Origin of the sequence: Marinovum algicola (assembly GCF_900109145.1) — a bacterium.
GTDB classification, from domain to species: Bacteria; Pseudomonadota; Alphaproteobacteria; order Rhodobacterales; family Rhodobacteraceae; genus Marinovum; species Marinovum algicola.
Genome location: NZ_FNYY01000032.1, coordinates 15,790 through 39,760, shown reverse-complemented (window position 1 = coordinate 39,760; position 23,971 = coordinate 15,790). Strand labels below are relative to the sequence as shown.

The 23,971-nt window shown below is 61.0% G+C and carries 22 protein-coding genes and 2 pseudogenes; 8 read left to right on the top strand and 16 right to left on the bottom strand.

All coding sequences use genetic code 11. The annotated features are described in order from the left end of the window. Positions 1-52 precede the first annotated feature (52 nt). Genes BMW90_RS24315 through BMW90_RS24305 form a run of 3 tightly spaced genes read right to left on the bottom strand, consistent with a single transcriptional unit; the run spans position 53 to position 3,297 of the window. Positions 53-466, bottom strand: coding sequence for a hypothetical protein (locus BMW90_RS24315; RefSeq protein WP_074840157.1), 414 nt, complete (start codon positions 464-466; stop codon positions 53-55). Between the two features lie 56 nt (positions 467-522). Continuing rightward, positions 523-990: a hypothetical protein gene (locus BMW90_RS24310; RefSeq protein WP_074840155.1), complete on the bottom strand. Its 468-nt coding sequence runs from the start codon at positions 988-990 to the stop codon at positions 523-525. Between the two features lie 9 nt (positions 991-999). Next, positions 1,000-3,297: a hypothetical protein gene (locus BMW90_RS24305; RefSeq protein WP_074840153.1), complete on the bottom strand. Its 2,298-nt coding sequence runs from the start codon at positions 3,295-3,297 to the stop codon at positions 1,000-1,002. A gap of 442 nt (positions 3,298-3,739) precedes the next feature. Between BMW90_RS24305 and BMW90_RS24300 the strand changes: the two genes are divergently transcribed. From BMW90_RS24300 to BMW90_RS24285, 4 genes are all read left to right on the top strand, one after another. After that, positions 3,740-4,387, top strand: a complete 648-nt coding sequence (locus BMW90_RS24300) for a hypothetical protein (RefSeq protein ID WP_074840151.1) — start codon at positions 3,740-3,742, stop codon at positions 4,385-4,387. Between the two features lie 204 nt (positions 4,388-4,591). Continuing rightward, positions 4,592-4,966 (top strand): hypothetical protein, encoded by a 375-nt coding sequence (locus tag BMW90_RS24295; protein WP_074840149.1) that lies wholly within the window; start codon positions 4,592-4,594, stop codon positions 4,964-4,966. Then, positions 4,963-5,628 carry a hypothetical protein gene (locus tag BMW90_RS24290; RefSeq protein WP_139211541.1) on the top strand — a complete coding sequence of 222 codons (666 nt, stop codon included), beginning with the start codon at positions 4,963-4,965 and terminating at the stop codon, positions 5,626-5,628. The genes BMW90_RS24295 and BMW90_RS24290 overlap by 4 nt, the downstream gene beginning before the upstream one ends. A 66-nt stretch (positions 5,629-5,694) precedes the next feature. After that, complete coding sequence (locus tag BMW90_RS24285) at positions 5,695-6,258, top strand: hypothetical protein (protein ID WP_074840145.1); 564 nt, start codon at positions 5,695-5,697, stop codon at positions 6,256-6,258. A gap of 340 nt (positions 6,259-6,598) precedes the next feature. On the opposite strand, the gene BMW90_RS24280 is transcribed toward BMW90_RS24285, so the two are convergent. Next, positions 6,599-6,883, bottom strand: a complete 285-nt coding sequence (locus tag BMW90_RS24280) for a WGR domain-containing protein (protein WP_139211540.1) — start codon at positions 6,881-6,883, stop codon at positions 6,599-6,601. Positions 6,884-6,971: 88 nt separating this feature from the next. Here BMW90_RS24280 and BMW90_RS26835 point away from each other — a divergent pair, with 88 nt between their 5' ends. Further along, positions 6,972-7,139 carry a hypothetical protein gene (locus BMW90_RS26835; protein ID WP_170850621.1) on the top strand — a complete coding sequence of 56 codons (168 nt, stop codon included), beginning with the start codon at positions 6,972-6,974 and terminating at the stop codon, positions 7,137-7,139. Between the two features lie 2 nt (positions 7,140-7,141). After that, on the top strand, positions 7,142-7,399 hold the full coding sequence (locus BMW90_RS24275) for a hypothetical protein (protein WP_074840141.1): 258 nt from the start codon (positions 7,142-7,144) through the stop codon (positions 7,397-7,399). A gap of 234 nt (positions 7,400-7,633) precedes the next feature. Here BMW90_RS24275 and BMW90_RS24270 read toward each other — a convergent pair whose 3' ends face one another. The 9 genes and pseudogenes from BMW90_RS24270 to BMW90_RS24235 all read right to left on the bottom strand — a co-directional run. Next, complete coding sequence (locus BMW90_RS24270) at positions 7,634-8,248, bottom strand: hypothetical protein (protein ID WP_074840139.1); 615 nt, start codon at positions 8,246-8,248, stop codon at positions 7,634-7,636. Between the two features lie 359 nt (positions 8,249-8,607). Further along, on the bottom strand, positions 8,608-9,027 hold the full coding sequence (locus BMW90_RS26520) for a ubiquitination-like system serine protease family protein (protein ID WP_139211539.1): 420 nt from the start codon (positions 9,025-9,027) through the stop codon (positions 8,608-8,610). Beyond that, a complete protein-coding gene (locus tag BMW90_RS24265; protein WP_244526616.1) occupies positions 9,024-9,590 on the bottom strand; it encodes a ThiF family adenylyltransferase in 567 nt (188 codons plus the stop codon). Before BMW90_RS24265 ends, BMW90_RS26520 begins: the two co-directional genes overlap by 4 nt. Beyond that, positions 9,580-10,584 carry a hypothetical protein gene (locus tag BMW90_RS26915; RefSeq protein WP_244526615.1) on the bottom strand — a complete coding sequence of 335 codons (1,005 nt, stop codon included), beginning with the start codon at positions 10,582-10,584 and terminating at the stop codon, positions 9,580-9,582. The genes BMW90_RS24265 and BMW90_RS26915 overlap by 11 nt, the downstream gene beginning before the upstream one ends. 2 nt (positions 10,585-10,586) lie before the next feature. Next, a complete protein-coding gene (locus tag BMW90_RS24255) occupies positions 10,587-12,764 on the bottom strand; it encodes a DEAD/DEAH box helicase (protein ID WP_074840135.1) in 2,178 nt (725 codons plus the stop codon). 5 nt (positions 12,765-12,769) lie between these two features. Beyond that, entirely contained in the window at positions 12,770-14,077 is a 1,308-nt protein-coding gene (locus BMW90_RS24250) for an ATP-binding protein (protein ID WP_074840133.1), read from the bottom strand. Then, positions 14,070-16,598 (bottom strand): tellurite resistance TerB family protein, encoded by a 2,529-nt coding sequence (locus BMW90_RS24245; RefSeq protein ID WP_074840131.1) that lies wholly within the window; start codon positions 16,596-16,598, stop codon positions 14,070-14,072. The genes BMW90_RS24250 and BMW90_RS24245 overlap by 8 nt, the downstream gene beginning before the upstream one ends. 116 nt (positions 16,599-16,714) lie before the next feature. Then, positions 16,715-18,001: a Fic family protein gene (locus BMW90_RS24240; protein ID WP_074840128.1), complete on the bottom strand. Its 1,287-nt coding sequence runs from the start codon at positions 17,999-18,001 to the stop codon at positions 16,715-16,717. A 376-nt stretch (positions 18,002-18,377) separates the two neighbouring features. Continuing rightward, positions 18,378-18,731 (bottom strand): annotated as a pseudogene (locus BMW90_RS24235) (integrase core domain-containing protein); the annotation flags it as partial. Between the two features lie 136 nt (positions 18,732-18,867). On the opposite strand from BMW90_RS24235, the gene BMW90_RS24230 reads away from it, so the two are divergent. After that, on the top strand, positions 18,868-20,124 hold the full coding sequence (locus BMW90_RS24230) for an IS110 family RNA-guided transposase (protein ID WP_074840124.1): 1,257 nt from the start codon (positions 18,868-18,870) through the stop codon (positions 20,122-20,124). Between the two features lie 236 nt (positions 20,125-20,360). Here BMW90_RS24230 and BMW90_RS26215 read toward each other — a convergent pair. The 3 genes and pseudogenes from BMW90_RS26215 to BMW90_RS24210 all read right to left on the bottom strand — a co-directional run. Continuing rightward, positions 20,361-21,166, bottom strand: a pseudogene (locus BMW90_RS26215) (IS3 family transposase); the annotation flags it as partial. A gap of 36 nt (positions 21,167-21,202) precedes the next feature. Next, positions 21,203-21,829: an SMC-Scp complex subunit ScpB gene (gene scpB, locus BMW90_RS24215; RefSeq protein ID WP_074840120.1), complete on the bottom strand. Its 627-nt coding sequence runs from the start codon at positions 21,827-21,829 to the stop codon at positions 21,203-21,205. Positions 21,830-21,831: 2 nt separating this feature from the next. After that, a complete protein-coding gene (locus BMW90_RS24210; RefSeq protein WP_074840118.1) occupies positions 21,832-22,716 on the bottom strand; it encodes a DUF1403 family protein in 885 nt (294 codons plus the stop codon). Positions 22,717-22,829: 113 nt separating this feature from the next. On the opposite strand from BMW90_RS24210, the gene BMW90_RS24205 reads away from it, so the two are divergent. Continuing rightward, entirely contained in the window at positions 22,830-23,939 is a 1,110-nt protein-coding gene (locus BMW90_RS24205) for a tyrosine-type recombinase/integrase (protein ID WP_170850620.1), read from the top strand. Positions 23,940-23,971: the final 32 nt, after the last annotated feature.

Below are 23,971 nucleotides of genomic sequence, written 5' to 3'. Positions count from 1 at the left end.
CTGTCATGTGCGAAGGCGCCGGCCACCGCCTGGGCGGCGGCCGACGCGACGATCACGTCCGAGCAGCGATCAGGGACCTGATCTGCCCGAGGCGTTCATTCCGACTGCTCCGGGCCAGGGACGCGAGCTTTCGCGCCATTTTGGGTTTCCGTTCGCCGAGAACCAGGAGCAGCTCTGCGAGAACCTGCCGTGCCCGGACCGTGCCGCCCCGGTCCGTCAGTCGAAGACCGCCCTCCTCGGGCGCGTAGGCCTGGCAGGCCAGTTCGAGGGTGACGAGATCGACCACCGCGCTCTCGAGAAGGTCTTGTCGGAGTGCGGCATCCGGGGAGAGCATGCAGCTTGTCAGCCAGCCGCGAAGGCGCTCGCCCCATGTTCCGCTATCGTTAGCGGAGAGCAGGGTCTCGAGGGCAGAGAGATGTTTTTGCCCGAAGTCTCGAAGAGACTCGAGTGTCTGGGGATCATGCATTTGGTTCACCTTGTTTTTTGAGTGGCCTGGCGCCCGGGTTTCAGCGGCCGCGACCCTCAGATCCGGTACGGGGCCCCTGCCCTGCGGCGGCGATCACCCTTGCGCGGATGCAGACCGCGGCGTTCCGCCTCGAGCCGGGCCGCCTCCTCCGGCCAACTCGCCTTGATCCGCGCGAAGAGATCCGCCTTCCGCAGGCGCAGAGCCTCTGTCAGGCGTCCGAGAACCGGTGTTCCCGAGGCGTTTGTTTCAAGTCTCGGATCGGACCGCGCGATCCGGATCCGCCGCGCCAGAACGAAACGGCTCGCCCGGTCGAGGCCGCACTCGGCGAACTCGGCATTCACGCGGAGCTCGAAGCCCACGTTGGCACGCTCCCGCGACGAGGTACCGTACGCGAGCAGGAGTTCGTCCTCCGTGGCGTCAAGAACGACGCAGGGGCGCGCATAGGGCGCCATCCCCTCTGAATACGGAAACCTGAACGAAACGATATCGCCCGGATAAACAGGGTCGGTGGCAGCATGAGACATGACAAATTCCTATGAAGAAGGCGACACCGGCGACGTGCCGATGCGGTGGCCCCCCAGCACCGCATCGGCACGCGCGCCGGCCCTGTCGCCCTCCCCGGCTCCGACGCACTGCTTGAGAGGTCCCCAGATCGTTTCCGCGCTGCGAAGCGCCTCCTCGCCGGATCCGGCCAAGACCAGAGCCTCACAAAGGCGGGCGTGGGGACGATCCTCCTTGAGATGCATGACGTGCAGCTGACCGCGCAGGCGAGGACTCAGAGCCCCAAGGATGGCGCGGGCGTCGACCCCCTCCCGTTTTCGGAAAGATTTGATGGAATCGAGTGTCGGGAAGACCGTCGGCGCATCCTCTACGAGCCCCGCGTCCGACAGACGGATCCCGCCTTTCTCGAGGACGGCATCAGTCAGTGCGGCGACGGGTCGGGTCGGACAAAACGCCTGCCAGGAGACCAGCTCATCCACTGGCAGCCCGGGGACCGGCATGTTGCAGCCGAGGATGACCCGTTTGCGGGTCTCCGAACGCGCAAGCCGCAGACGTTCGACCAATTGCCGTGTCGCCAGCTCCCGCGTCTGCACCTGAACCCGGCGGATCAGCGGATCCGGGTGGCAGGGCAGGCGCACGGCTTTCGCGCTGCCATCCGACATCTCGTAGAGAACTTCCCGATCAGGCAGGCGCAGCGCCCCATCTTCACCGGGCGCGACGAACTCCAGATCGACCCCCGCACGATCACCCCAGAGGGCCCGCCCATGGTCCTCGAGCGCCTCGACCGGCAGTTCCTCGCGTCCGATGACAATCACCGTCGAAAAATCGCGATACCGGTTGGTCCCGAGCGACCTGCCGCCAAACCACAGCCAATGCGCCCCGTGCAGCGGTGTCTCCAGCATGAAACGGGACGCTTCGTCGTCCGACAGCCCGTCGAAGTCGTGGCCGGCATCTTCGAAAAACCGCAGTACCACCTTGCGGCTGGCGCCGACGAGCACGCCGCGGCCCTTCTCGACCCGGTCGCTCAGCACCTCGCGACGGATCACGCGACGCCAGGTCTCGCGCAGGTCCGTGCCCTGCAGCAGGCTTCCATGCGTCATGCGCCGGTCATGGACCTGCACGACCTCGGCATTGGGTCGCAGCACCATGTGCGCGGTGCGTTGGAGGTCGATATCGAGCGCACCGACGATTTCCGGATCGGCATCCGCGTCGAGGATAAGCATCGGTTGTCGATGCTTTGGGGGATGCTTCCGGCAGACCCGGATGACCATCCTGCCATTGCCACGTATGAGGCGCAGGCGCTCGATCGTCGTCCGCCCGGCCTCCTTCGCCGCGGCAAGACAGGTCCAGACCGAGGCGTACCAGGACACATGCCGAAGCGCATCCTCGGCGCGCGTGAGAAGCTGCGATTGCTCCGTTTCCGTCTGGTCCGGCGTCGGCGCGGGTATATCCGCCTGGGCCGCGTATTCGAGGCGGGCAAAGCCCCGGTAGTCCGCGGCGCTGTAAGGTAGATCCAGCGGCGGTCGGCCGGCGATCAGCGCATCGACAAGCGCATGCGCGGCCCCGATCAGGTCCGCATGCGCCTTGACGCGCGATTCCTCTTTCCGGCCGCGCCGCGTGAAGTGCTTCATGAAGGTGCGCGGCAGGCGAAATTCATCGATGCCGATCGTCACGAACGACAGCTGCTGCGCCCAAAACGTTTCGTCGACCACGCGCAGAACGCCATCGTACGCGTCGGGATCGGGGTACCCGAGGTAGCTTGTCGCCATGTATCGATGGCCGATGGTTTGGTCCGGCTCGAACTGGCGCAGCCAGGCGCAACTGCCGGCAAACTCGCACCGTGCATCGTCATTGAAACAGAAGCTTTCCCGGATATTGAGCCCCAGGCTGATCCCGCGCGCGACCAGCGCCGGTTTCCGGCACATCTGCTGGTCCGGCTCTGCCGGATCCGTCGCGAAACGTCCGCGGATCACATGCGCCGCCCCGCCGATCTCACGCGCATGATCGGCGGCCTCTTCGCAGAGCGCCAGGGTCGGCGCGTGAAACACCACCGGCTTGTCCCCGGCACAGCTTTCGAGCAGCTCCCGCGCGAGCCGGCTCTTGCCAGCCCCGGGGCTGGCCGCGATCACGGCCGCCGGGACCGGGGCCTCCTCCTCGGCGGCTTCTATCCCTGTCAGCTGCGTGATGGCCACGGACAGCGCCGCCCGAAGGTTGGGCTCGGCATCCTGCAGCCTGGTGAACATCGTGGCGGGCGCAGTCGCTCCGGCCGGGTAGGCCCCCTGCCCGCCGAACCGGCCGGCAGGATCGCGGGGAGGTATGATGGTCGACATGATCGGTCCTCGAAGTGATGTTTCGAGGAAGTCGGTCGATCAAATCCGGCAGGGAAATTTCCCGGGCAAGATGAGTGTCACACCGGTAATTAAGGTTTGAGACCGGCATGACACCAAAGTTGGCACGCGATCGGAGTTGCGCACCTCGGGCCGCTCACCACCTCCGACGCGCTCCTGCAACATGCCGAAGCGACCTTCCCGGTCAGGGCGCAGAGTAGTCGGGATCGCATTTGCCTCGCGCCGGCGTCGCGTTCGGACCGGCCGCGTGTCGTGGCCCCATCGGGGTCTGTCAAAGGCCTGGACATGCCGAGATCGGAACGACGGCTGACGCCGCCGTCCGCAGGTCCTGCGAAAAAAATTCTCAGATCGACCGAAAATCGCTTCCGGCTGAAATGAACGATCCGAATTCCTCTTCACGACCCCAACCGAAGAGGACTTCACCATGACCATCTCGCTGCACGCCAGCTCCGCCGCCGCCCGCATGTCCGTTGCACCGCTGACAGGCCCCCTGCCCCAGGTACCCCACCTCGTCGCCCCCGAACGCGCGAGCATCGGAGATATCATCGGCGTCTTCGGCGGCATCACCAACCAGCCGGACTCAGCCTCCGCGAAGCAGGTTCACTGCGAAGTGGCCTACAGGAAGGGCGTGCTGGAACCGGAGAACGCCTTCATCGACGAGATGCCGGACGCAGATGCCGCAGTTTTCAAGGAGATTACCGCGGTCCCGTTCTGCGGCATCGATCATCACCTGATCGTCCGTCAGGCGAAGATGATCGAGCCGGGGCAGCCCTTCCAGATCCACCTGGTCCAGTTCGCCGATGCCATCCTTTACGTGCATCCGGACTGGCTGCACGGCAACTGGGGCCGCCAGCCCGGCCACAGAGCGTCCCGTCCCCTCATGATAATGCTGGAAGGCGCAAGATCGCGGGCGGAGGCGGCGCAGCGCCTCGAGAAAACCAAGCGGTACATGAAACTGTTCCGTTCGGCTCTTCCGCCGGCAGTCCGCAAGAGCCTGAACCGGCGCCTCGAACTGCCGAGGGTAGATGACTTTCTCGCCAGAGGCGGATCGGACCATACCTTCGTGCGGTAACCTGCTGCCCCGCCGGGCGCGAGGTTCCGACCCCGCCCGGTGCCTTCCTCGCCCGGCCAATCCATTGGCCGGCACCGCAGGGCGCTGGCGGCTCTCAGGACGAGGAGGTTCCGCCGGATTTCATTTCCGCGGCTCTCGATCGGAACCCATGTCCAATGCAGCGGCCATTCAAGGACCGCGTTCACCTAATAAGGAGGCCCCCACGTGAGCCTTGATTACGCATTCTATCGCCAGGACGAGATAGAGGTTCTCCGGTTTCGCAATCACTCCGAGTTCCTCGACATGTTCACGGCGGAGCCCCTGGTCCAACTCGAGACCGTTCACGATTTCTACGTCACGCGCCGCATGGTGAGCGCCATCATCGAGAAGATCGAACGGGAAATGGCGCAGCACGGGCTGCCAATGCCGCCGAACGATTCCGAGGAATTCGCAGAACTCGAATACGCGGTTCCGGAGGACTTTTACTGGTCCGAACCGGAAGATTGGGTGGCCGCCCTGCCCTACTACCGCGTGCTTCTCTACATACTGCTCGAGGATGTGCGCGCTGACGGGTGCCTGGTGTGTGGTTGGGACGCATGACCCATGTCGCCGAACCGCGTCGCCCCGAAAACACCGACCCGGCCCACGTTCAAAGAGAAACCTGTGCAATGACCCTGCTGCCCATCCATACGGTCCGACGACTCTACGAAGACCACACCCTCGAGGTCATCGAAGCTCTGATCGGTGGCGGCCCGTTCGACCAGGCCAGCGATCCGCTGGCCAGCCAGTTCCTCGACCCGGAGGCCTGGCGCTCCATGCACAAGGGGCCGCTGATGCTCTCCGGGAATATCAAGGCGGAGACGGCTTGGGCCTTCGCCCACGCGCTCGCGTATGATCGTTACCTCCCGACCGTCGTGCTGTCCCGCGCCCGGAGCATGTGCCAGGCAAGTTACAATCCGGGACCTGTCGAAGTTGTCTATTTCCCGGACGCCATCGGCATCCTGCACCATGGCGACGGAGGGACCAGCGGTGAAGACAGGTTGCCGCCGGCCGAGGCGAGAATGTGTCTCGTGACGCGGGACATTGATCGCCCTCGGGACTTCCTGCGTCGCAATGATCCGTTCGAAAGAACCGTGTGGCGCTGGCTCGACCACCTGCATGCCGCGTCCGTCTGCTGCAAGGGCCTGAAGCTGCCAAGGATCGAGCACCTCGCGCGCGCCGCCACGGCGGACCCGCTCGAGCTTGCGCCGATCGCAGATTGAACCAAACAACATCGGGAATTGCCGGGTAGGCGCCTTCCCCCAGAGAAACACGCCAAGGAACAGACCATGGGAAACGACCGCAGATACAAGGGCCTCCTGCTCGACGAAGCCGATTTCGCCCTGCCACGCAACTGCGACATGGAGGCTCTGACCGAAGCCGTGGAAGGCTATCTCGTGCCAGAGTTCAGCGACGAGTTCGACCGCCCTTCCCTCGAGATCATCGGCGTGGTCTCGGAAGGGTTAGGTCAGACGACGGCCTGCAGCTCAGACCATGTGCGACCCACATGGGTCAAACCCGACATTGAGTTCCGGGATATTGTTCTCGGGATCGCAATCGGGCTTGGCTTTCCCGAACCCTTGGCGATCACCACCTTGGAGACGGGCCGCACGGATGGCATCGAGGCGCATCTCGAAAACCGGATCAGGGCACTTGTCGAGGACCGCGACTATGACGGCGCCCGGATGCTGATGGAGCATCTGTCAGGCCTCCGGTCGAGTGGCATTCCGGGCGTGATAGAGGCCAGCAGCTTCGACACGCGTGGCGAGGATGAGATCGTGGACTTCCGGGTCAACAACTACGGGCCGGGCCGACGCATCCTCGCCGAGATCGCGTTCAACTGGGGCCAGTAGGGCAAGCACGCAAATCCCTGGAAACAGATGCGCGTCGTTGGTGTTCGGCCGCAGTCCGAAGGGATCACGGCCGTCGCGATCGGCTGTACGGCCCTCCATCCAGATGGCAGGCACCCACAACGGGCGAAAAAAAATGGCCGAGACAAGCTCGGCCAAAGTCCAACAGGGAGGATGGATGCCGTTGGCCATGATCCGCCTCTTGCACCCAAGCCCGATGTATGCACCGAGCATGTAATCTGCAAGCTCCTGGCCATCGGACAAGGTGATTTGAGCGTGTTCACGTGAGCAAAGGGCAACACACAACTGCGTCTGATCTGGTGAGACAGATGGAATACCTGCTTCAGCCTGCTGGCCGGTAGCCTCTCCGTCGCTTCGCCGTTTCGAGCGCAAGCATCGACGATACGGCTTCGTCCTCGCAAGAATGACGCTCGATGAGGGATTGGCCCCGCGACCCGATCCGGCCCCACTCACGCACCACGTCGACACCGCCGAAGAGATCCGGCTGCAGGCTCATGCGGTAGAACCGCCGCATGTTGAGCGACGGATCAATTCGCCTGAGATCGACACTTGGCGGTCTTGTGTTAAATTCCTCGGCGGTAGGGAACATATTGGGAGTCAGTTTCATGACGACCACAATATCAGGTGGGCCCCGATGTTTCCATTATGTTCTACGTCGGTTCGAAGCCAGCGCGGAATAAAACGAATGCCCGCTGATGGTCCTGCTCGAGATCCTGGGCGTCGCCTCGGAGCGCTTCGGCGCCACGCACTGCTTCCCCTTCGAGGACGCCCGGCCGCAGTGGATCGAGGCGACCGGCGAAGTCCACTGCGCCCTCCTCGCCGAATGTCGTCGCCTCGGCTCCCCGATCCCGAGGCGCTTTTAGACATGGCGGACACGGCGCAGGGCCTGATCGAACCGCGTCTCCGTGCCCTGATCTGCAAGCATGTCATGGCCGGCGAGGACGGCGCCGCGGACAACCTGCACTCCGCCCTCGCCAGTCCCGGCGAGTGCGGCCTACCGGGCGTCCTGGACCGTGCGAGTTTCAGCGACGGAGGCGACGAGATGCTGCACGACTTCCACACGGAAGATCACGGCCCGGGCACCCGTATCCTCGCTGAGATCGCCTTCAACTGGGGCCAGTGAGCCCGCGTCCCGGGGGCGGCGCCTTCCTCCGCGTCTCACTGATGTATCCGGGGTCCCTCGCGTGCCTTTCTGGATGCGTGTCAGCGGCCATCGATCGCTCAGCCGCTTCGCCTATCTCGGACCCCTGCCAATCGCTCCATCGCCGCCGTGACGGCGGCAATGGAGCAATTCCCGTAGGCCGCCGGCCATCAGTTGCACCCGGTCCGGCCCGACAAATGCGCCGCGCCTGGCCCACTACAAGACGAAGTCTCCCTGCCCGAGCACGCCGAAACCCTGGACAAGGCGGAGGCCACGGCGGATCTCCATACGCTGCAGGCACGCGTCCTTTTCGTTGGCTATGGACCGGGCGCAGATTTTCAGGAGCGCGTGGTGAGGAATTTCGAAGTCCTCGCGCCGATCTTTCCCCTCCCAGTGTTCCTCGAGGTCGTCGAAACTGCCGGAAATCCAGAACATGCTGAAGCTCGCGAAGTGAACGGATTCGATCACCTCATGGCTTTCGAACCCGACGTCGCCGTATACCATGCTGAACAGGTGCTCTTGCTGGAAGAATGTGGCGAGAACCTCCGACACCTGCGCCCGGCTCACCGGATCAAGCTCCTTCATCCGAGTCCTGTCTATCCATGGGCCGTGATGGCTGAGAACCGTTATCAGGCGGGAGTAAGAATCATACCACGCATTGCCGAGAGAGTGCTTCAGCCAGAGCGCCACCGGAGCGGCCGGCCGGCGTAATCCCTCGATATCGCCGAGACTGGCCAGGAGCACATCCTGCGTGGCACGCGTGAAGACCGCGTCGGCCGACATCTGTTCGGGAGCGTAGTCCGGAAGATCGTGCAGGAGATCGAACGTCATGGCGGAGCCTTTCTGTATATAGGGGTAGCGCGGCGAGCACCCGGCGCTTCGCGGCCGCTCGCCGGGCAGAGTTGGACTTCATGAGAGAAGGATGGGCATTCCCAATCGCGCGCGGAAACGGTTCCGCCAATGAAGTCGCGCAATTGCCGCAACGTCAGTCTGGGTCGCGGCAGCTGGGGCCGCCTGGATCGACGGCGTACGCCTGATCGACAATGTCTTCATGGCGGGCCCCCACAGCTTCAAGAACGCGGAAGATCAACCGCTCGAGCCGACCTGAGGGAGATAGGTGACAATAGGACGGGCCATTATCGTTACCGGCCGAGCGGACAAGGCATGTGTTTATCGCCAACAATCGACGATCAATCCGAGCGTCCACCAACCAATGCCACCAGCAACTTCCTTACGAAACCGGACAGAACGGCCGCAGTTCGACGCAGCCAGGACGCAGGTTTTGTATCTTGAGAAGCGTGGCGCGCAATCTGCGCGTGCATGATCCTGCTTGCCTGAGCACCCGAAAAGGCCGGGAGCCACTGGACGTTTCCAGCGCGAATTACATAGTGGGACTTGCATGGCGCATCGAAGACGCCGACTGACGGTTGAATGGTGGCATATCCACCTTCATCCCATACCCTGTGGCTATCTGGAACGATGAGCGTGATGCGGTGGCCGCATCCACATGCACAAAGTAGCCCTGCGAGTTCAAATTCCTCGGTGTGGTAGACGACGCCCTCCTCCATCTGTTTCGGGATCCGATCCACAAGCTGATAGCGAAACCTCATTCGACGGGCATCCTACGGTCGATCTCCAGCGACGTAGTCTCCAAGACGCATGACATCGCCGCATCTTCGCGGTCGTAAATCCCAAAGTGCTGCTTGAAGCGAAGGACGGCCAGAGCTGCATTAAGTGCATTCAACTCGGCAATCTGACCTTGTCGCCGGTACTCGCCTTCTTTTGGGTCCTCGCCTGGAAGGAAGACAGTACCTGCCGTTCCCTCGAAAGCAGTGCGATCCACACCTGTCACTCTCACAACACCATTCAAGCCCGTAGCTACTCTGTTCAAGCCCATTCCGCAGTCCACGAAGTGCACGTCGTTCGAACTGAGCCAGTCCGTAATTGTGATACGTGCCGGGCCGTTGTCGATCGACACAAACACAAAATCCAATCCGCGAAGTTGCTCAATATTTTCCTTCGTAACCCGTTCCGGATTCGGTATGATTCTCGAATGCCAATTTCCATACTGATGCGCCAACGCGTCCACTTTTGGAGTTCCGATCGCGCGGGGAATAAACCCCGGAAACCGAAAGATCGTATGAACATGCACCTTGTCGTCGTCAAATAGGATGATCTCGGCGAGGTGGGTTCGCGCAATGAAATCCAGGATGTATGAGCCAGTACCTCCTGACCGCCAGAGGCGCAGAATCCCGGCACAGTGCGGCGAGACGGCGCAAGCGCGACTGCGAGAGCCCGCGCACGACGATGTCGGCGAGTGCCGCTGCCACTTGTCCGTCACGTGTGGTGATGGCCGGAACGCCATGGACGAAATGCAAATCGATATTGGCATCGGCGCGCAGCGCGAGAAAGTGATCGTCGTAGTCGGCCGGCGACGCGGTGGCGATGGCAATGTCAGCTGGAGATACGCCCGACGCGAGCAGCGCCCGGACCCAACGCAGCGTCTCTACTGCCTCATGGTAAGCGGTCGCGGCACTGACGGATCGAATGGCCGGCGCCTCAGCATCGCCACGAGCGACGGAGACGCCGCATTCCTTGAGCCAGGCCGGGACAGGGCGAGGACCTGAAGACCATTGCATGGGGATGTGCTCGGCGAGCGCCTTCAAGAGAGGCCGCCAGCAGGGAGACAGTTCGGTCAGCCCGACGATTTCCATCGAGCCGAATATAGCGGGCGCATGGGTGATCCGGCTGATGGCTACGGCTACAATATCGACCGAACGCATCATTCCGCTCGGAAGTTCGGCAAGGACAGCGGCCTCCAGGCGAGCGATGGCTTCAAGCCTTGGATGATCATCTGACCGGGAAGCGAGATCGATACCGGCTCGCCACGCCTTGTGCAGTGTGTCGGCGGCCGCGCCGATCATGCCCGGCAGCATCTTGATATCTTCCAGTTCGCCCATCGGTGTTTCGGGGAGGACCGTTTGGATCGCCGCGCGCAGGCTTTCTTCGTCTATCGCGCGTGCGAAGCCGCCCGCGAGCCGCACAGCGGCTTGTTCGAACGACATGATCTGGAGGCCATGTTGACCACCGCGGGCCGCCGCAAGGCGGGCCTCCCGCATTGCGTGTCGTCCATAGACAATAAGCGTGGACCGGCTCGTCGTGGACATCTTTAAGTTCCTTTTTGAAGAATAGCTTTGACCAAATCGGGAAGTGCTTGTGTCGAAAGCTTTGAGGATTCAGCGTCCCGAACCAAAAGTTCGATAGTAAGAAATTGATGGAACTTCTCTGATATCAGATTGCCAGCGCCTGCGAACAAATCGATGGGTGCGCCAGATCGAATATCGTCCAGCGCCGATCGAAGATCGGGCGTTTCGTCCCCAGCCTCTACAATCAGAAATCCGTCATGCTGTTCGACCGAAAACCCCTCGTTTCTCAGTGCTAGCGCGAGGGTTGATGTCTTCACCGTCCCGACCCGCGTCGCAATGACTGATGTATGCTCGCCGATGCTGTGTATGTTATTGTCCCTAAACCCCAGCTGTTCAAAGTGAGCACGCGCTTCCTTGAGCATCATCAAAGAGACTGTGTCCATGTAAGCTGGGCTGGAATCCCCCTCGAGCACGGCGAACATTCGGTCAATTACCTTGTCATGAATGTCCCCTGCATCGCCGCCGAAGACGGGAGGCACACCAGCCTTCGCGGGCCTGACGACGATAACCTTTTCACGATCATGGATTTCTTGAACCACCCAACGCCGCCCAGAAAAAATCAGCAGCATCCCCGGAGCAAGAATATTGTCGATTGGCAGGGTTCCAAGATCCCGCCCCTCTGCAACCAAACGGAATTCTTCAGGTGTCTGGAACACCGCATAAAAGCTGTAATGCTCAACCAGCTTTTCGCCAGTCGGTCCCAAAAGCAACAGCCCGCTGCCGGTCTGTTCAATCAAGCCGGTTTCTGGATGGCCGATCGCACGCAAAACATCTGCGAATACTTGGGTTGTGACCTTTCGAAAGGGGCCTTCGCGGCAGACCACGTTGTAGACCACGCTTGCAGACGCGCCGCCGCGCTGCGCTATGACAGACAGAATCTGATGGACGAGCGTCGAGAGACGAAGCGCCTGAGGTTTTGGCGGTTCGCACCAGCCTTCAAGCAGGAGGTCTATCATCGCGATGGACCTGATCAGGCCGAGGCGAAGACGATCCACGAAACTGCTCTCCGGCGTCAGTTGGGCTTCGATAGCGTACTGCCTGAGAATGGCCGGTTGTCCTTCACGTCGGCCTGACCGGCCAAGCCGTTGTCGCAACGCCGCGACGCTGAATGGCGCACCGATTTGAGCCACGCAGGTCACGTCACCGATGTCGATTCCAAGCTCGAGCGTCGACGTGCAAACGGCCGTCGTCGGTTTCGCAGGATCCTTCAAGCGCCGCTCAACGAAGTCACGGTGTTCTCGGGAGAGGCTCGCGTGGTGGGGATAGAATTCCTGTGGCAGGTGCTCCCGTTCGCAAAGCTCCCGCAACCGATCTGCGTAAATCTCGACCCGTTGGCGCGCTCCAGCGAAGACCAGGTTGTCACTGCCTCGAAGGTGTTTGAAAAGATGGGCTGCTATGGCATCCGTTGCGGATGGACTGTTTTCATCCTCATCGCCTGAGAGGTAGCCGCGAAGCTGAAGCCTCAATTCTGCCTCGCCGCCATCTGCTTCGATCAGCTGGACAGAGCTTGCTGCGTCAGGGCGAAGATAGGCCTTGGCGAGGTCCATGTCGCCTAGCGTAGCTGACAGACCTATCCGACGGATTGGGCGCTTTATCGCGAGCTCGAGCCTTGTGAGCAGTGAACGAAGCTGGACACCGCGTTCGCTATCCAGAACCGTATGCAGTTCGTCGATCACGACCGCCCGCGTGGCCCCAAATAGGCGGGCAATTTCCAAACCGCGACGAATGAAAAGCGCTTCAAGGGACTCTGGGGTTATCAGGAGGATCCCTTTTGGAGATTTCAACGCGCGCGTCTTGATCGATTGCGAGACATCCCCGTGCCAGGGAACAACCGGAAGCTCTGCTTCCTGGCAGATGCCCTCCAGCCGCATGGCCTGGTCCGTGATCAAGGCTTTCAGCGGACCGATGTAGAGCAGGTCGAAACCGGTGCCGCCCGACGGCTCGTCAAGCACCTGTGAAATCAACGGCAGGAACGCCGCCTCGGTCTTTCCGCCCGCCGTGGACGCCGCAACGATCAAATCGGCGTTGGTCTCGTAGATCGTCCGGATGGATCGCGCCTGGATGTCGCGAAGTTCGCGCCATCCTTTCTGGCGTATCCATTTCTGCACAGGCCTCGCCAGTTTGTCGAACGCACTGCTCATCGGCGTCAGAGCTTGAAGCTGATCAGGTCATCGTCACCGGCGTCTTGGGTGCCAGTCGCCTCGTCTACCTCGGTCATGTCTTCGCCGAGGTCTTCGGACACCTCGATCTTTTCGATCAGATCGCTCCACTCGACACCGGGGTTTTGCTCAAGCACGGAAAGCAGGTTCACGAATGCCGTCACCGTATTGCGCGGGGTGCGGAAGTAAGCTTCACCGATCCGGTCCGAGCAATGCGCCATAAAGGCTTCGAGCGCGTCGTCCGGCAGAGCACCGGCATCGTCCTGCATGATCCGCCGGACATTGGCCAGAAGAACGAAGAGATCTTCAGGGGTCAGGCTGGCCAGCCGGACAACGGGTCCTGAAAGGTCGACCAATCCGTCTCGCGCGAAGGTGTTCTCGGCCAAACGCGATTGAAGGGCTTCGTAGCTGTAGAGCCCTCGACGGGTGTTCATCAGAAACTCCGGGGTCCCGCCCATCAGAAATCCGAGGTTCTCGGCACTGCCCTGCAGCACATCATTCAGGATCCGTAGGATCTGTTCGTAGTTTGCATTGCGGGCCTGCGACGATGTGAGCTTGTAGAGGTTCACCATCTCGTCGAGGCCGACGAGCAGGCCTTTGTAACCGGCTTCACACACGAATGCCGACATCAGCTTCAGATGGTCGTAGACACTGGCATCGTCGATGATCGTTCGCACGCCAAGCGCCTTGCGCGCGTCGGTACGTGTCGCGAATTCACCGCGCAGCCATCTCAGGGCTGCGGATTTCAGCTCGTCGTCGCCTGTTTCATGGCCTTCCCAATATCGACGGATGACTTCGGCGAACTCAAACCCTCCGGTGAGTTCTTCGAAGTGGCCAAGGCGTTCACGAATGACGATCCCCGTGGGCAAATCCCGTTCTTCAGCATCTCGGTGAGCCTGGCTGACAAACCGTTCCACCACGCTGGCCAATGCCCCGCCATCGGGTTTTGTCCGCGTCGAGAGGTTTCGGGCCATCTCGGCATACAGCCCCCGAGCTTGTCCGCCGGTCGCGTGAATGCGCCGATCTGGCGCTAAATCCGCGAACATCACGACCAGGCCTTTCTCCAGAGCCACGAGGCGGATCAGGTTCATGAAAAACGTCTTGCCCGATCCGTATTCCCCGATGATGAACCGGATCGCCGATCCGCCATCGGATATCCGGTCCATGTCCTTGACGAGCTCTTCAATCTCTCGGACGCGGCCAACCTGAATATGGCGTAAACCGAGCTTGGGCACGACCCCGGCCCGAAGCGCCTGTACGATTGCATCGCGTTCACGTGGTTTCAACTTAGACATCCCTGCCCTCCGCACTCATCTTTTCTCTTAACGCCTCCGCAATCTCCGGAGACACGTCATATCCATCATACTCGTCGAGAAGCGCTTCATCGTAGGTCTCAAAAGCCCATTCATTCACGGCTTCCAAAGCCCCGGACGCCATTAAGCCATGCGAGGCGCAGATCGTCTCAAACTCGGTCTCAGACCAATGCTCCCGAGTAACCAGTTCGAGAACAAGGGCGCCGTGTTTCGGGTCAAGCCCTGATAGCTGGCTTTGGCTGGCAGGCCCGGAGGCACCACTTTCTTCCTCTTCAACATCGAAAATCTGACCGAGGACGGACGACACGCGCTCGGTGTCCGAACGGATTGTCGCGATCCGCGAAGCGTCGAGCTTCGGTCCGCTGGCTTTTTCAAGCGCGGGTGTAGCTTCGCCCGGGCGACCCGGTTGCGAGGCACGAACGGTGCGTGGACCATCCGCAACTTCGCCAGCATGCAGGTCCGAGTAGGCCAGCGCAGGATCAAGGCCCAAGGCCTTGTAGATCTTCTCGATGCTTGCGACTTCGTCGGAGTGAATAATGCCATCGGCATGTGCTGCACCGACCAGCGCTGCCCGCATAGCGGCTTGGCTGTCTTGGCCCACCTCCTTCAATTTGCGCCGCAGAAGCGTCATGTCCGGTGGCACGGCCAGGAACCATTCAAGGTTTGCACGCAGCCTGCGGCGTTCCTGATCGCTGAGGGCCGCGGCAGCAACTTGCTCTTCCAACGCCCTGCGTTCAGGCTCCGCGATGCGACCATCCGCATGAGCAACGAACGACCCAAGTGCCAATTCGATTAAGGCGCTTCGATAGCTGTCGGAAACGTCCTCCAGTCGCTCGATAGGCTCGCCCAGACGAAACAGCACAACAGGCTCTTCCGCCTTGGGCGACCGGAGCGCAAACCGAGGGTCGGGCGCCAGACCGAAACCGAGGCGCGCGAGCGCGTCGGCCGCTCCTGTCATTTGCCGTTTCCCGATCTTCTCGTTCGTTTCTCCCTCCAGACGTCCGATCACCTCTTCAAGCGGCACCAATCCCCCCCGATCGACGATATCGGCAGCCCAAGATTTCAAGCGGTCCATTTCCTCTGATGGGAAAGCATCCCAAAGTTCTGAGGGCAGCAAGGCGTGCGCTTCCACGCTTCCGCGACCGTCAGGGTTTCGGCCCAGGAAGCGACTGAGCTTGTCGAGGTCGTTCATCACCTCGTCAGCCAACTCCTGGGCAATCTCGACCGGTTTGCGCAACCCGGAGATATCCGGGACAGGCTTGCCATCCACGGTTGGGTTGGCAGACCCCTGAAACTCGCTCGAGGCGGCCCTATAAGAAGCCGTGAGTGATTTCCGGGGTTTGGTCACTTTGATCCCATCAGGGAAACGCCGATCAAACCGCATACGGAAAAGAGCGACGAACTCGTCACGGCACCGCGTCGCGGGAGTTCTCAGATTTGTTTCCGGATGGCAGATGAACCAACTCAGCAACCAGTCAGCTGTCAGGTTCTCGCCTTTGTCGATCCGAGCTCCGATTGCGTATTTGAGTGAGAACGGAAGTTCCCAGCCCTGCTTCTCGAACATCGGCTCGATAGCGTCGAGGTCGGTTTCGGCAAGCATCGCTATGTCGAGGAACTCACCCAAATAGCGCCTGACGGAGTGGTTGTCAGGGTAAAGTGCCTGCAGTCGCCGAACTTCTTGGACGATATCCTTTGCGTCTTCGTTGGACTGATCAACGAAGAAGCGACGCTCCAGCCCATAGAAGTACAGGAACATGTAGCCGGGGTTGTAGGAGGCATCGTTTCGCCCGCTGGCCAGCCAGTCGAGGTAGGTCGCCCGGCACTGAGGTGAGATATCCGAGTATCCGGGCCAGTAGGGCATACCTTCACCAGCTTTGTCGGCTCCAGAGCGCGCGACAGACAGGGATGGATCGATATAGGCTCGGCACTTGTCACGATACCCGTAGGTGTTCAGCAAGGGAGGCGTGCCGACATAGACCATCCCGCCGATGTTGCGGCCGGCGACGCTAGCTGTTTCATTAGACGGGACCCACCCGCTTTTCGATGATCGGGCCGATGCGCTCGATGCCACTCGCGTTGGTTGGTTTCGTTCAGCGACCACTGCAAGTGCCGGCGCCGCAGACTTTCCAGCCCGAACGACATCGGCGTAGTCCTTCTTTGGTGGGGAATAGCCCTGAACGGTCGCCGGCGCTTTGGGCGCATTGGCTTGGCGAGTACGTTCGCGCTCACGCTCGATACGCTTGTCGTAGGCACTTGGGCGCGGCACCGGCTCAGGTCGGGGGGGGTGGGTTTCGGAACTCCCCTCAGCTTGCGCCTTTGCAGCGACTTTCCGCGATCTCCGTTTTTCTTGCCACCAGACCAGAATGACGGGAACACCAAATGCAAACAGCATCTGGCCACCAACCGGCCAACCCTGAAGCATTATGGTCACCACGACCATGCATAAGAAAAAATACAGGGCGAGAAAGAATGTAATTCGGAAAAACTTGAGTATTGAAGACATTATCGGAACCCTCTCCGAACCACACTATTTTGGATGCCCATCATTGCAACGACTATCGCAATGATTGAATGCGCTTTTGATGCGTAGACGTTCTTCGGTCGGGTTCGATCAACGATCTAGCGCAGGTTCACTCCTTTCAGGTCGTCTGGTTTCAGCCGATAGCGGATTACGTTGCCTTCATGGAGCCCAGCGATCTGCTCACGAACGTAAGCGACAACATCCGCTCGATCAGCATCGGGCACGCCAGCAGCCAAAGCCATCTCATCAACCGCGTCGTTTCGGAACTCCTTGAATTCGAGAACGCAACGCCGGACCGCAGCGCGAACGAATTCCCGATAGGCAAGCGCAGCCTTTTCCGGGCTCTCCACCTCAGCGCGAAGAATTCGGTATTTCTCCGCAGACGCCAAGTACGCGTCCATGTAGACCTCACGCAGCAGCGCGACATTGTTCAATTCATAAACCCCGATGAGCCCATCGATATAGTCGCTGTCGTCCATCGTCGTGAACGACATCGGCGCAAGATCCGACTTTAGAAGTGGGATGTTCGAGGCCACGCGCGAGGTTCGCTTGTTGACGTCGGCAAAGGGCTGGAGGTACGGGATGTGCACCAAGAGGAAAAAGGACTGCTCGAACGGATCGGTGATCTGCGCAGCCTTGTGGAGCAGGATGTCGAACTCCTCTGCGATCGTGACCGCATCGTCGAGCGGTCGATAGCTCGAGTGCGAGATGCCGACCGGCATCGCTCGCAATCGGCCCGACATCGCCGGGTCCGCCAGAAGACCATCCGAGAGCAGCGCATGAATCGCGAACAGATCAGGACGCCGAAGCCCGATCTCATCGAGATTGTCGACCACATACTGGATAGCTTCCTTATGGTTTAGGATCATCAGGGCTTCTTTCCGATCCTTTCCCGCAGCTTCCTCACCAAACCTGATCAATCGCTCGGTCTGCAAAATATCGTAGGTGTTCCCCTCCATCCTGGACGACGCCCAACTGAGATCGACCAGAAGCTGTTCAAGGATCCGGCGCGCGTATGTTCCGGCCGGAATTGCGCCTCCCTGCGGACGGCCAGCCTCCAACAGTCTTTCGCGGTTAGGTGCAGACAGATACCAGGTCTTTCCCGGAACGTACGCATCGAGAAACTCCGGTCGATAGGACACCGGTGCTCGCCTGTTGTACGGCGTCGACAGGTGCGCCCGGACGACCGCACCACCGGCGATCCTGTATCCCGTGGCCCTACCCTTGCCAGATACCTCGAGGCGACCTTCCTCCACCATGCGCTTCAAGAGGCGCCATACAGTGGTTTCGCTCACATCCGTTGCAACGCCCTTCCGGATGGCATCGCGTCCGGCACCCGGGTTCTCGCCGACAAAGTCGAGAATGTCTTGATCCGACAAGGCCATGAAACGATATCCCGCAAGTGTGAAACGATTAGGATATTGATACACCTATATTTTTCCTCGCCGCAAGTTTTCGTTTCACGCATTTTGCAACGATTTCGGTCTCGGGAGGCAAGAACCAACTTCGTCAAAAGGACGAAACGATTATCACTTTGAAATTGTGAGTATTTATGGGCCCACGCATGAATTGTTGCACTGCAGATGAAACGATAAGCGGAACAGCAGAGTCTAAATCAGGTATCGGCAACGGAAATCGGCACGACTCGAAACCACTGGGGAGAAAACATTGCTATCACATAGTCTTAGCACCCAACTACATCGGCAACAGCTTAGCCGAAATCAACTTGTGGTGCTGACCTGCCCCCCGAGGCTCCCTCATTCATAACGAGAGTTTGCGGGTCTGGTTTTCATAGTTCTGGTCGCCGGTTTGGGCAAGCGCGCGGGGCGTGGAGCCCTCAAATTGCTCAAGCGCCCGGCGCGCTTCTGCGGGTGCTTGGTTCCCGAACGATGAGTGCGGCCTGACATTGTTGTAATCGTATCGCCAAAGGGCCAGCTTGTGCCGGGCATCGTCCAGGCTGTCGAACATCTCTTCGTTCAGGAGTTCATCGCGCAGGCTGCCGTTGAAGGACTCGATGAAGGCATTCTGCTGTGGTTTACCCGGGTCGATGTAGTGCCAATCCACATCGTTCTCGTTCGTCCATGTCAGGATCGCCCGGCTGGTGAACTCCGTCCCGTAGCACGTCGGGAAAAAGCGCCGCCGACAGGTTATGGCCACGCGCGCAGCCCCCAAATAGCGCAGCGGGTGGCCATAACCGGGTCTCAGGTCTCAACAGTGGTTTTGTTGAACCACACCGCTGAGGAGACCGGCTATGACCGCCACCCATTCTATGGCTTCGACCGTGCTGGTCGCCATCGACATTTCCAAACACCGCCACGAGGTCCTGATCGGGGTGCCGGGCAAGAAGCGCCGTCGCCGGATGACGGTCATGAACACGTTGGACGACTTCCAGCGCTTGTCTGCGGCGCTGATCAGCTACGATCTGCCGGTTCAGATCGGATTTGAAGCGACTGGCAACTATCACAGGCCGCTGGCGCATCATCTTGGACAGGCCGGGTTCGACTTGAAGCTCATCTCCTCAGTCGGCCTCGCCCGGACCCGCGAAGCCCTGCACAACAGCTGGGACAAGAACGACCCGAAGGATGCCCAGGTCATCCTGCATATGCTGGAGATCGGCGCCGTACAGTTCTTCCACGACCCTTTGGTCGTCGGCACCGCAGACATCCAAGAGCTGTCGAAGACGCATGAGATCGTCTCGCGTTCGAAGACCGAGCTCTGGCACCGTATCCTGACGCATTACCTGCCGCTCTACTTCCCCGAGGCCGAACGGTTTCATCGAAGCTCCCGAACCGACTGGTTCCTGGCCTTCCTCGAGAAGTATCCGACACCGACGATGATCACCGCTATGAGCCGAGAAGCTTTCATCGAAGATGCCTGGCAGGTGGTGGGGAAGAAGGTTTCCAAAGAACGCCTGCTTTCAGATATTTACGCCACAGCAGTCGACTCGGTTGGTTTACCCGTCAGCCCGGATTCCGACGCGGTTCGCATGTTCCGCCTCGTCCTTGCCGAAGGCAGAAGCCTTGTCCGCCAGCGCAACGAGATCGAAGCCCGGGCGGTCGAACTGCTTTCCGATCTGCCGGACTACCAGCTGCTGACAACCATTCCTGGCATCGGCCCGATCAATGCCATGACCATCCTGGCGGAGGCCGGGGACCTGCGCCGGTTCCGTCACCATCGGCAGTTTCTGAAGTTCTGCGGCATGGACCTAGCCACGGTCCAGTTTGGCATGTTCCGCGGCCAGAGCCGGATCTCGAAGTATGGCAATGCCCGGTTACGCCGCACGCTCTGGATGGCCGGCCAGACGGCGGTCCTGACAAAGACCAACAGCTTCCGGGACAAGTTCGAACGCTACATCTCGAAAGACCGACACAACGCTCATCTGCGCCGCAAGGCCTACACCGCGATCGCGGCCAAGATGGCGCGCACCGTACACGCCGTGGTCAATCACGGCGAACCCTATCGCCCCTTCTACGAGGGGGTGAGCCCAGGCGGAAGGACCTCTCTCTGACATGAGCCGTGGAGGCAGGCATCTGACCTCGTAGATAATGTTCGGGCCTTCTGCTTGGGATTTGGGATCTCGTATTAAGGACGGTGAGGGCCGCCAGCGCGCGTACCCTGTGTTTGCTATGGATGAGATCATTTCTTGACGGCAGAGCCCGTCTGGGCAACCTTATCAAGGTATCCGGTTCGCCGGATGCCCCATGACCTGCTGACCTAAGCAGCCAGATTTTCCCGACATAGGACGTTGTCACTGACAATGCTGGCGGGCTTTCCATAGATGCGGACAAGGGCATCCAGTTCCCGAGCAACCCGCGCACCAGAGATGCTTGTGTCGGCCATCAGGCAGAGGTTCTCGCGACAGCAATCATCATTCACGGCCAGAATACGGAACCTGCGCGATGTCCCGAACGTGTCAGACAGGAAGTCCAAGGACCAACGCTCGCCAGGCCTCAGAGCCTCTGGCATCGGTGTTCGCGAACCACGCGCCCGTTTGCGCCCTCGGCGTCGCCGGACCCCAAGCTTCTCCTCCTTGTAAAGCCGATACAGCTTCTTGTGGTTCATGATCATACCCTTGCGTTCCAGCATCACCCCGATCCGCCGATAGCCAAACCGGCGCCGCTTGGCCGCGACGGCTTTCATCTCCCTGCGTATCTCGGGATTGTCCGGCGGGCGTTCACGCCGGACCGTCTTCGGATCGACACCGACAAGTCGGCAGGCCCGGCGCTGCGAGATGTCATGATCCCGCATCGCCATCAGCGCTGCCTCTCGCCGCTCATTCGGCGTCGTCAACTCTTTCCCAGCAAGTCCTTCAACACGACATTGTCCAGCATGCTGTCCGCCAGCAGGCGCTTGAGCTTGGCATTCTCGTCTTCCAGCGCCCTCAGCTTGGCGGCGTCAGACACCTCCATGCCGCCATACTTGGATTTGAATTTGTAGAACGTGCCTTGGCTGAGGCCGTGCTTACGGCACACCTCCGCCGTAGGCATTCCGGCTTCTTGTTCCTTGATCATCCCGATGATCTGCGCCTCGGTGAAACGGCTCTTTCGCATCTGTTTGCTCCTTCGAAAGGTTGAGCAAACTCTACATCACAACGAGGGAAGTTTCGGGGGGCAGGTCAGTGCTTCCGCCACAACCCCCGCATCCTCCAACTGCTCCCGATCGGGAAGATCGCGCAGGCTCTCCAACCCGAACGCGACAAGGAACTGCTCGGTGGTGACGAAGGTATAGGGGGACCCTCGCCTGGGCGACCTTGGTCCGGTCCCGATCAGGTCGCGCGCATGCAGTCGACCGATTAGGTCACGGCTGATCTCCTTGCCGAAGATGTCCTTGAGTCCGTCGCGCGTGATCGGTTGGTGGTAGGCGATAGCCGCTAGGACCGCGACGTCGAACTCGCTCAGGTCCAGCAGTTGGTCCCCGACGTCTGCCGAAGCCCGGATCGCGGGCGCATAGGCCGTCCGCGTCCGAAATATCCAGCCGCCAGCGACCTGCGCAACTTCAAAAGCCCGCCCCTCCAGATCGGCGGCAAGGTCCTCGATCAGCAGATCGACCGAGGCCCCCTGCCCCACCACGCGGGCCAGGTCTTCGCGCGGCGCGGGAGAGGCAGAGGCAAAGAGCACCGCCTCGATCCGCCGCATCCATTCCCGCCAGCGCAGCTCTGGCGGCAAGTCGGGCAACTCGCGATCCAGTTCGGGGTGAGAGCGATCCTTCGCCATCACTACACCCCGTAGAGCCGGAACGTGTCGCGCCCGGTCAGCTCGCGCACCGCGCCGAGGTCGACCAGCCGGTCGCAGAGCCGCCGCGCGGCGCGATCCGGCAAAGGCAACGCCGACGGCGCTACAGCGTCCCGGGTCAGGAACATCGCTACCGCGTCGCCCGCCCCCTTAGCGCGAAGCTTCGGCGCGACCGTCTTCAGATGCGCAGCGCGGCGCGCGAGGTCGGCGGCCTGCCGTACGGCCTCGATCGCCGACGTGATGAGTGCCCGATGACTGGCCAGGCGCAAGTCGTCCCCATGCTTGCGCAGGTCTGCGCGTTTCAGGCCTGGGGCCAGCAGCGGAACGAGATGATCCCAACCGAGTGCCTGAGCGAGGGCCGCATCCGCGAGGATCAACGCCGGCACTTCGGCACGCGGTGTCTCCGTCAACACCGCCTCCAACACCATCGCGGCCCTGGTTACCGACGACCCTTTCCCCGCATCCAGCCACGTGGCGATCTGAACCGGCTCGAAGGTCGGCAAGGCTCGACCCATAGCCTTGATCGACACCGGCCGCTCCACCGCGCGCTGCCAGGCGAGGCAGGTTTCGCCCGCTGGTCCGGGAAGGTCTCCTGGTCGCAGAAGGTGCACGGTATCGCGCAGCTCCGTCGCCCGCTCCGGACGACCGGAAAACGCGACACAGGCCTCGGCCGAGCGCAGCGCCAACCGATCCCGCAACAAGTCATGGGGCACCTCTGCGCACCCCAACACAAGATGCAGGTGTTTCAGCGCCGCGCCCGACAAAAACGCAACATCTTCAAGGGTTTCAGAACGTGTGGAGGTGACCCAGGCAGGCATCCGGGGTAACGTATCGAGGTCGCTGATGTGATCTGGCCGGGCAAAAGTCATGCCAGAAACCTACATCAGCGCGGCGCTTTCTACCAGAAAATAGCAAGATAACCGCCCCTGCTTGTGAAATCCATCTATGTCCAATAAGTTTGCATTATCGGACATAGAAAGATATGCTCCGCGACATGTCAGAAAACACCGAGAAATCGAGCTCCGAGGCGGCAAACTGGTCTTCAATCAACGAGGACAACGAGAGCGACGCTGTGCCCGGTGAGGCTCTCACACTTCCTTCCCATGTCGCCGGAACCGGTAGTCTCGATCGCCTGGTCGACACCGCGCGCGACTATGCCCGCGCCGCAGCTTCTGAAAACACGCTGAAAGCCTATGCCAAGGACTGGGCGCATTTCGCGCGCTGGTGCCGGTTGAAGGGTGCGGAGCCGCTGCCGCCATCACCCGAGATGATTGGGCTCTACCTGGCCGATCTGGCGTCCGGATCAGGCGCCTCCCCTGCCCTATCGGTCAGTACCATCGATCGCCGCCTGTCAGGCCTTGCGTGGAACTATGCGCAGCGGGGATTCGCCCTCGATCGCAAGAATCGGCATATCGCCACCGTGCTGGCCGGGATCAAACGCAAACATGCCCGTCCACCGGTACAAAAGGCAGCGATCCTGGCCGAGGATATCCTCGCGATGGTCGCCACCCTTGCTTTCGACCTGCGCGGGCTGCGGGGTCGGGCCATCTTGCTCCTCGGCTATGCAGGTGGTCTGCGTCGGTCGGAAATCGTCAGCCTTGATGTGCACAAGGATGACACGCCGGATTCCGGCGGCTGGATCGAGATATTCGACAAAGGTGCCCTGCTCACCCTCAATGCCAAGACCGGCTGGCGTGAGGTCGAGATTGGCCGCGGCTCCAAGGATCAGACCTGCCCCGTCCATGCGCTCGAGCAATGGCTGCACTTTGCCAAGATCGACTTCGGGCCGGTCTTTGTGGGAATCTCGCGCGATGGCAAACGCGCATCTGAAACGCGGCTGAACGACAAACATGTGGCGCGCCTGATCAAGCGCACGGTCCTGGATGCCGGCATCCGATCCGACCTGCCCGAGAAAGACCGCCTCGCCCTCTTCTCCGGCCACAGCCTGCGCGCCGGTCTCGCCAGTTCGGCCGAGGTCGATGAACGCTATGTCCAAAAGCACCTCGGCCACGCCTCCGCCGAGATGACCCGCCGCTACCAGCGGCGCCGCGACCGGTTCCGGGTGAACCTGACCAAGGCTGCCGGTCTCTGATCGCGCGCTCATTCGGTCGTTTATTGGTAATA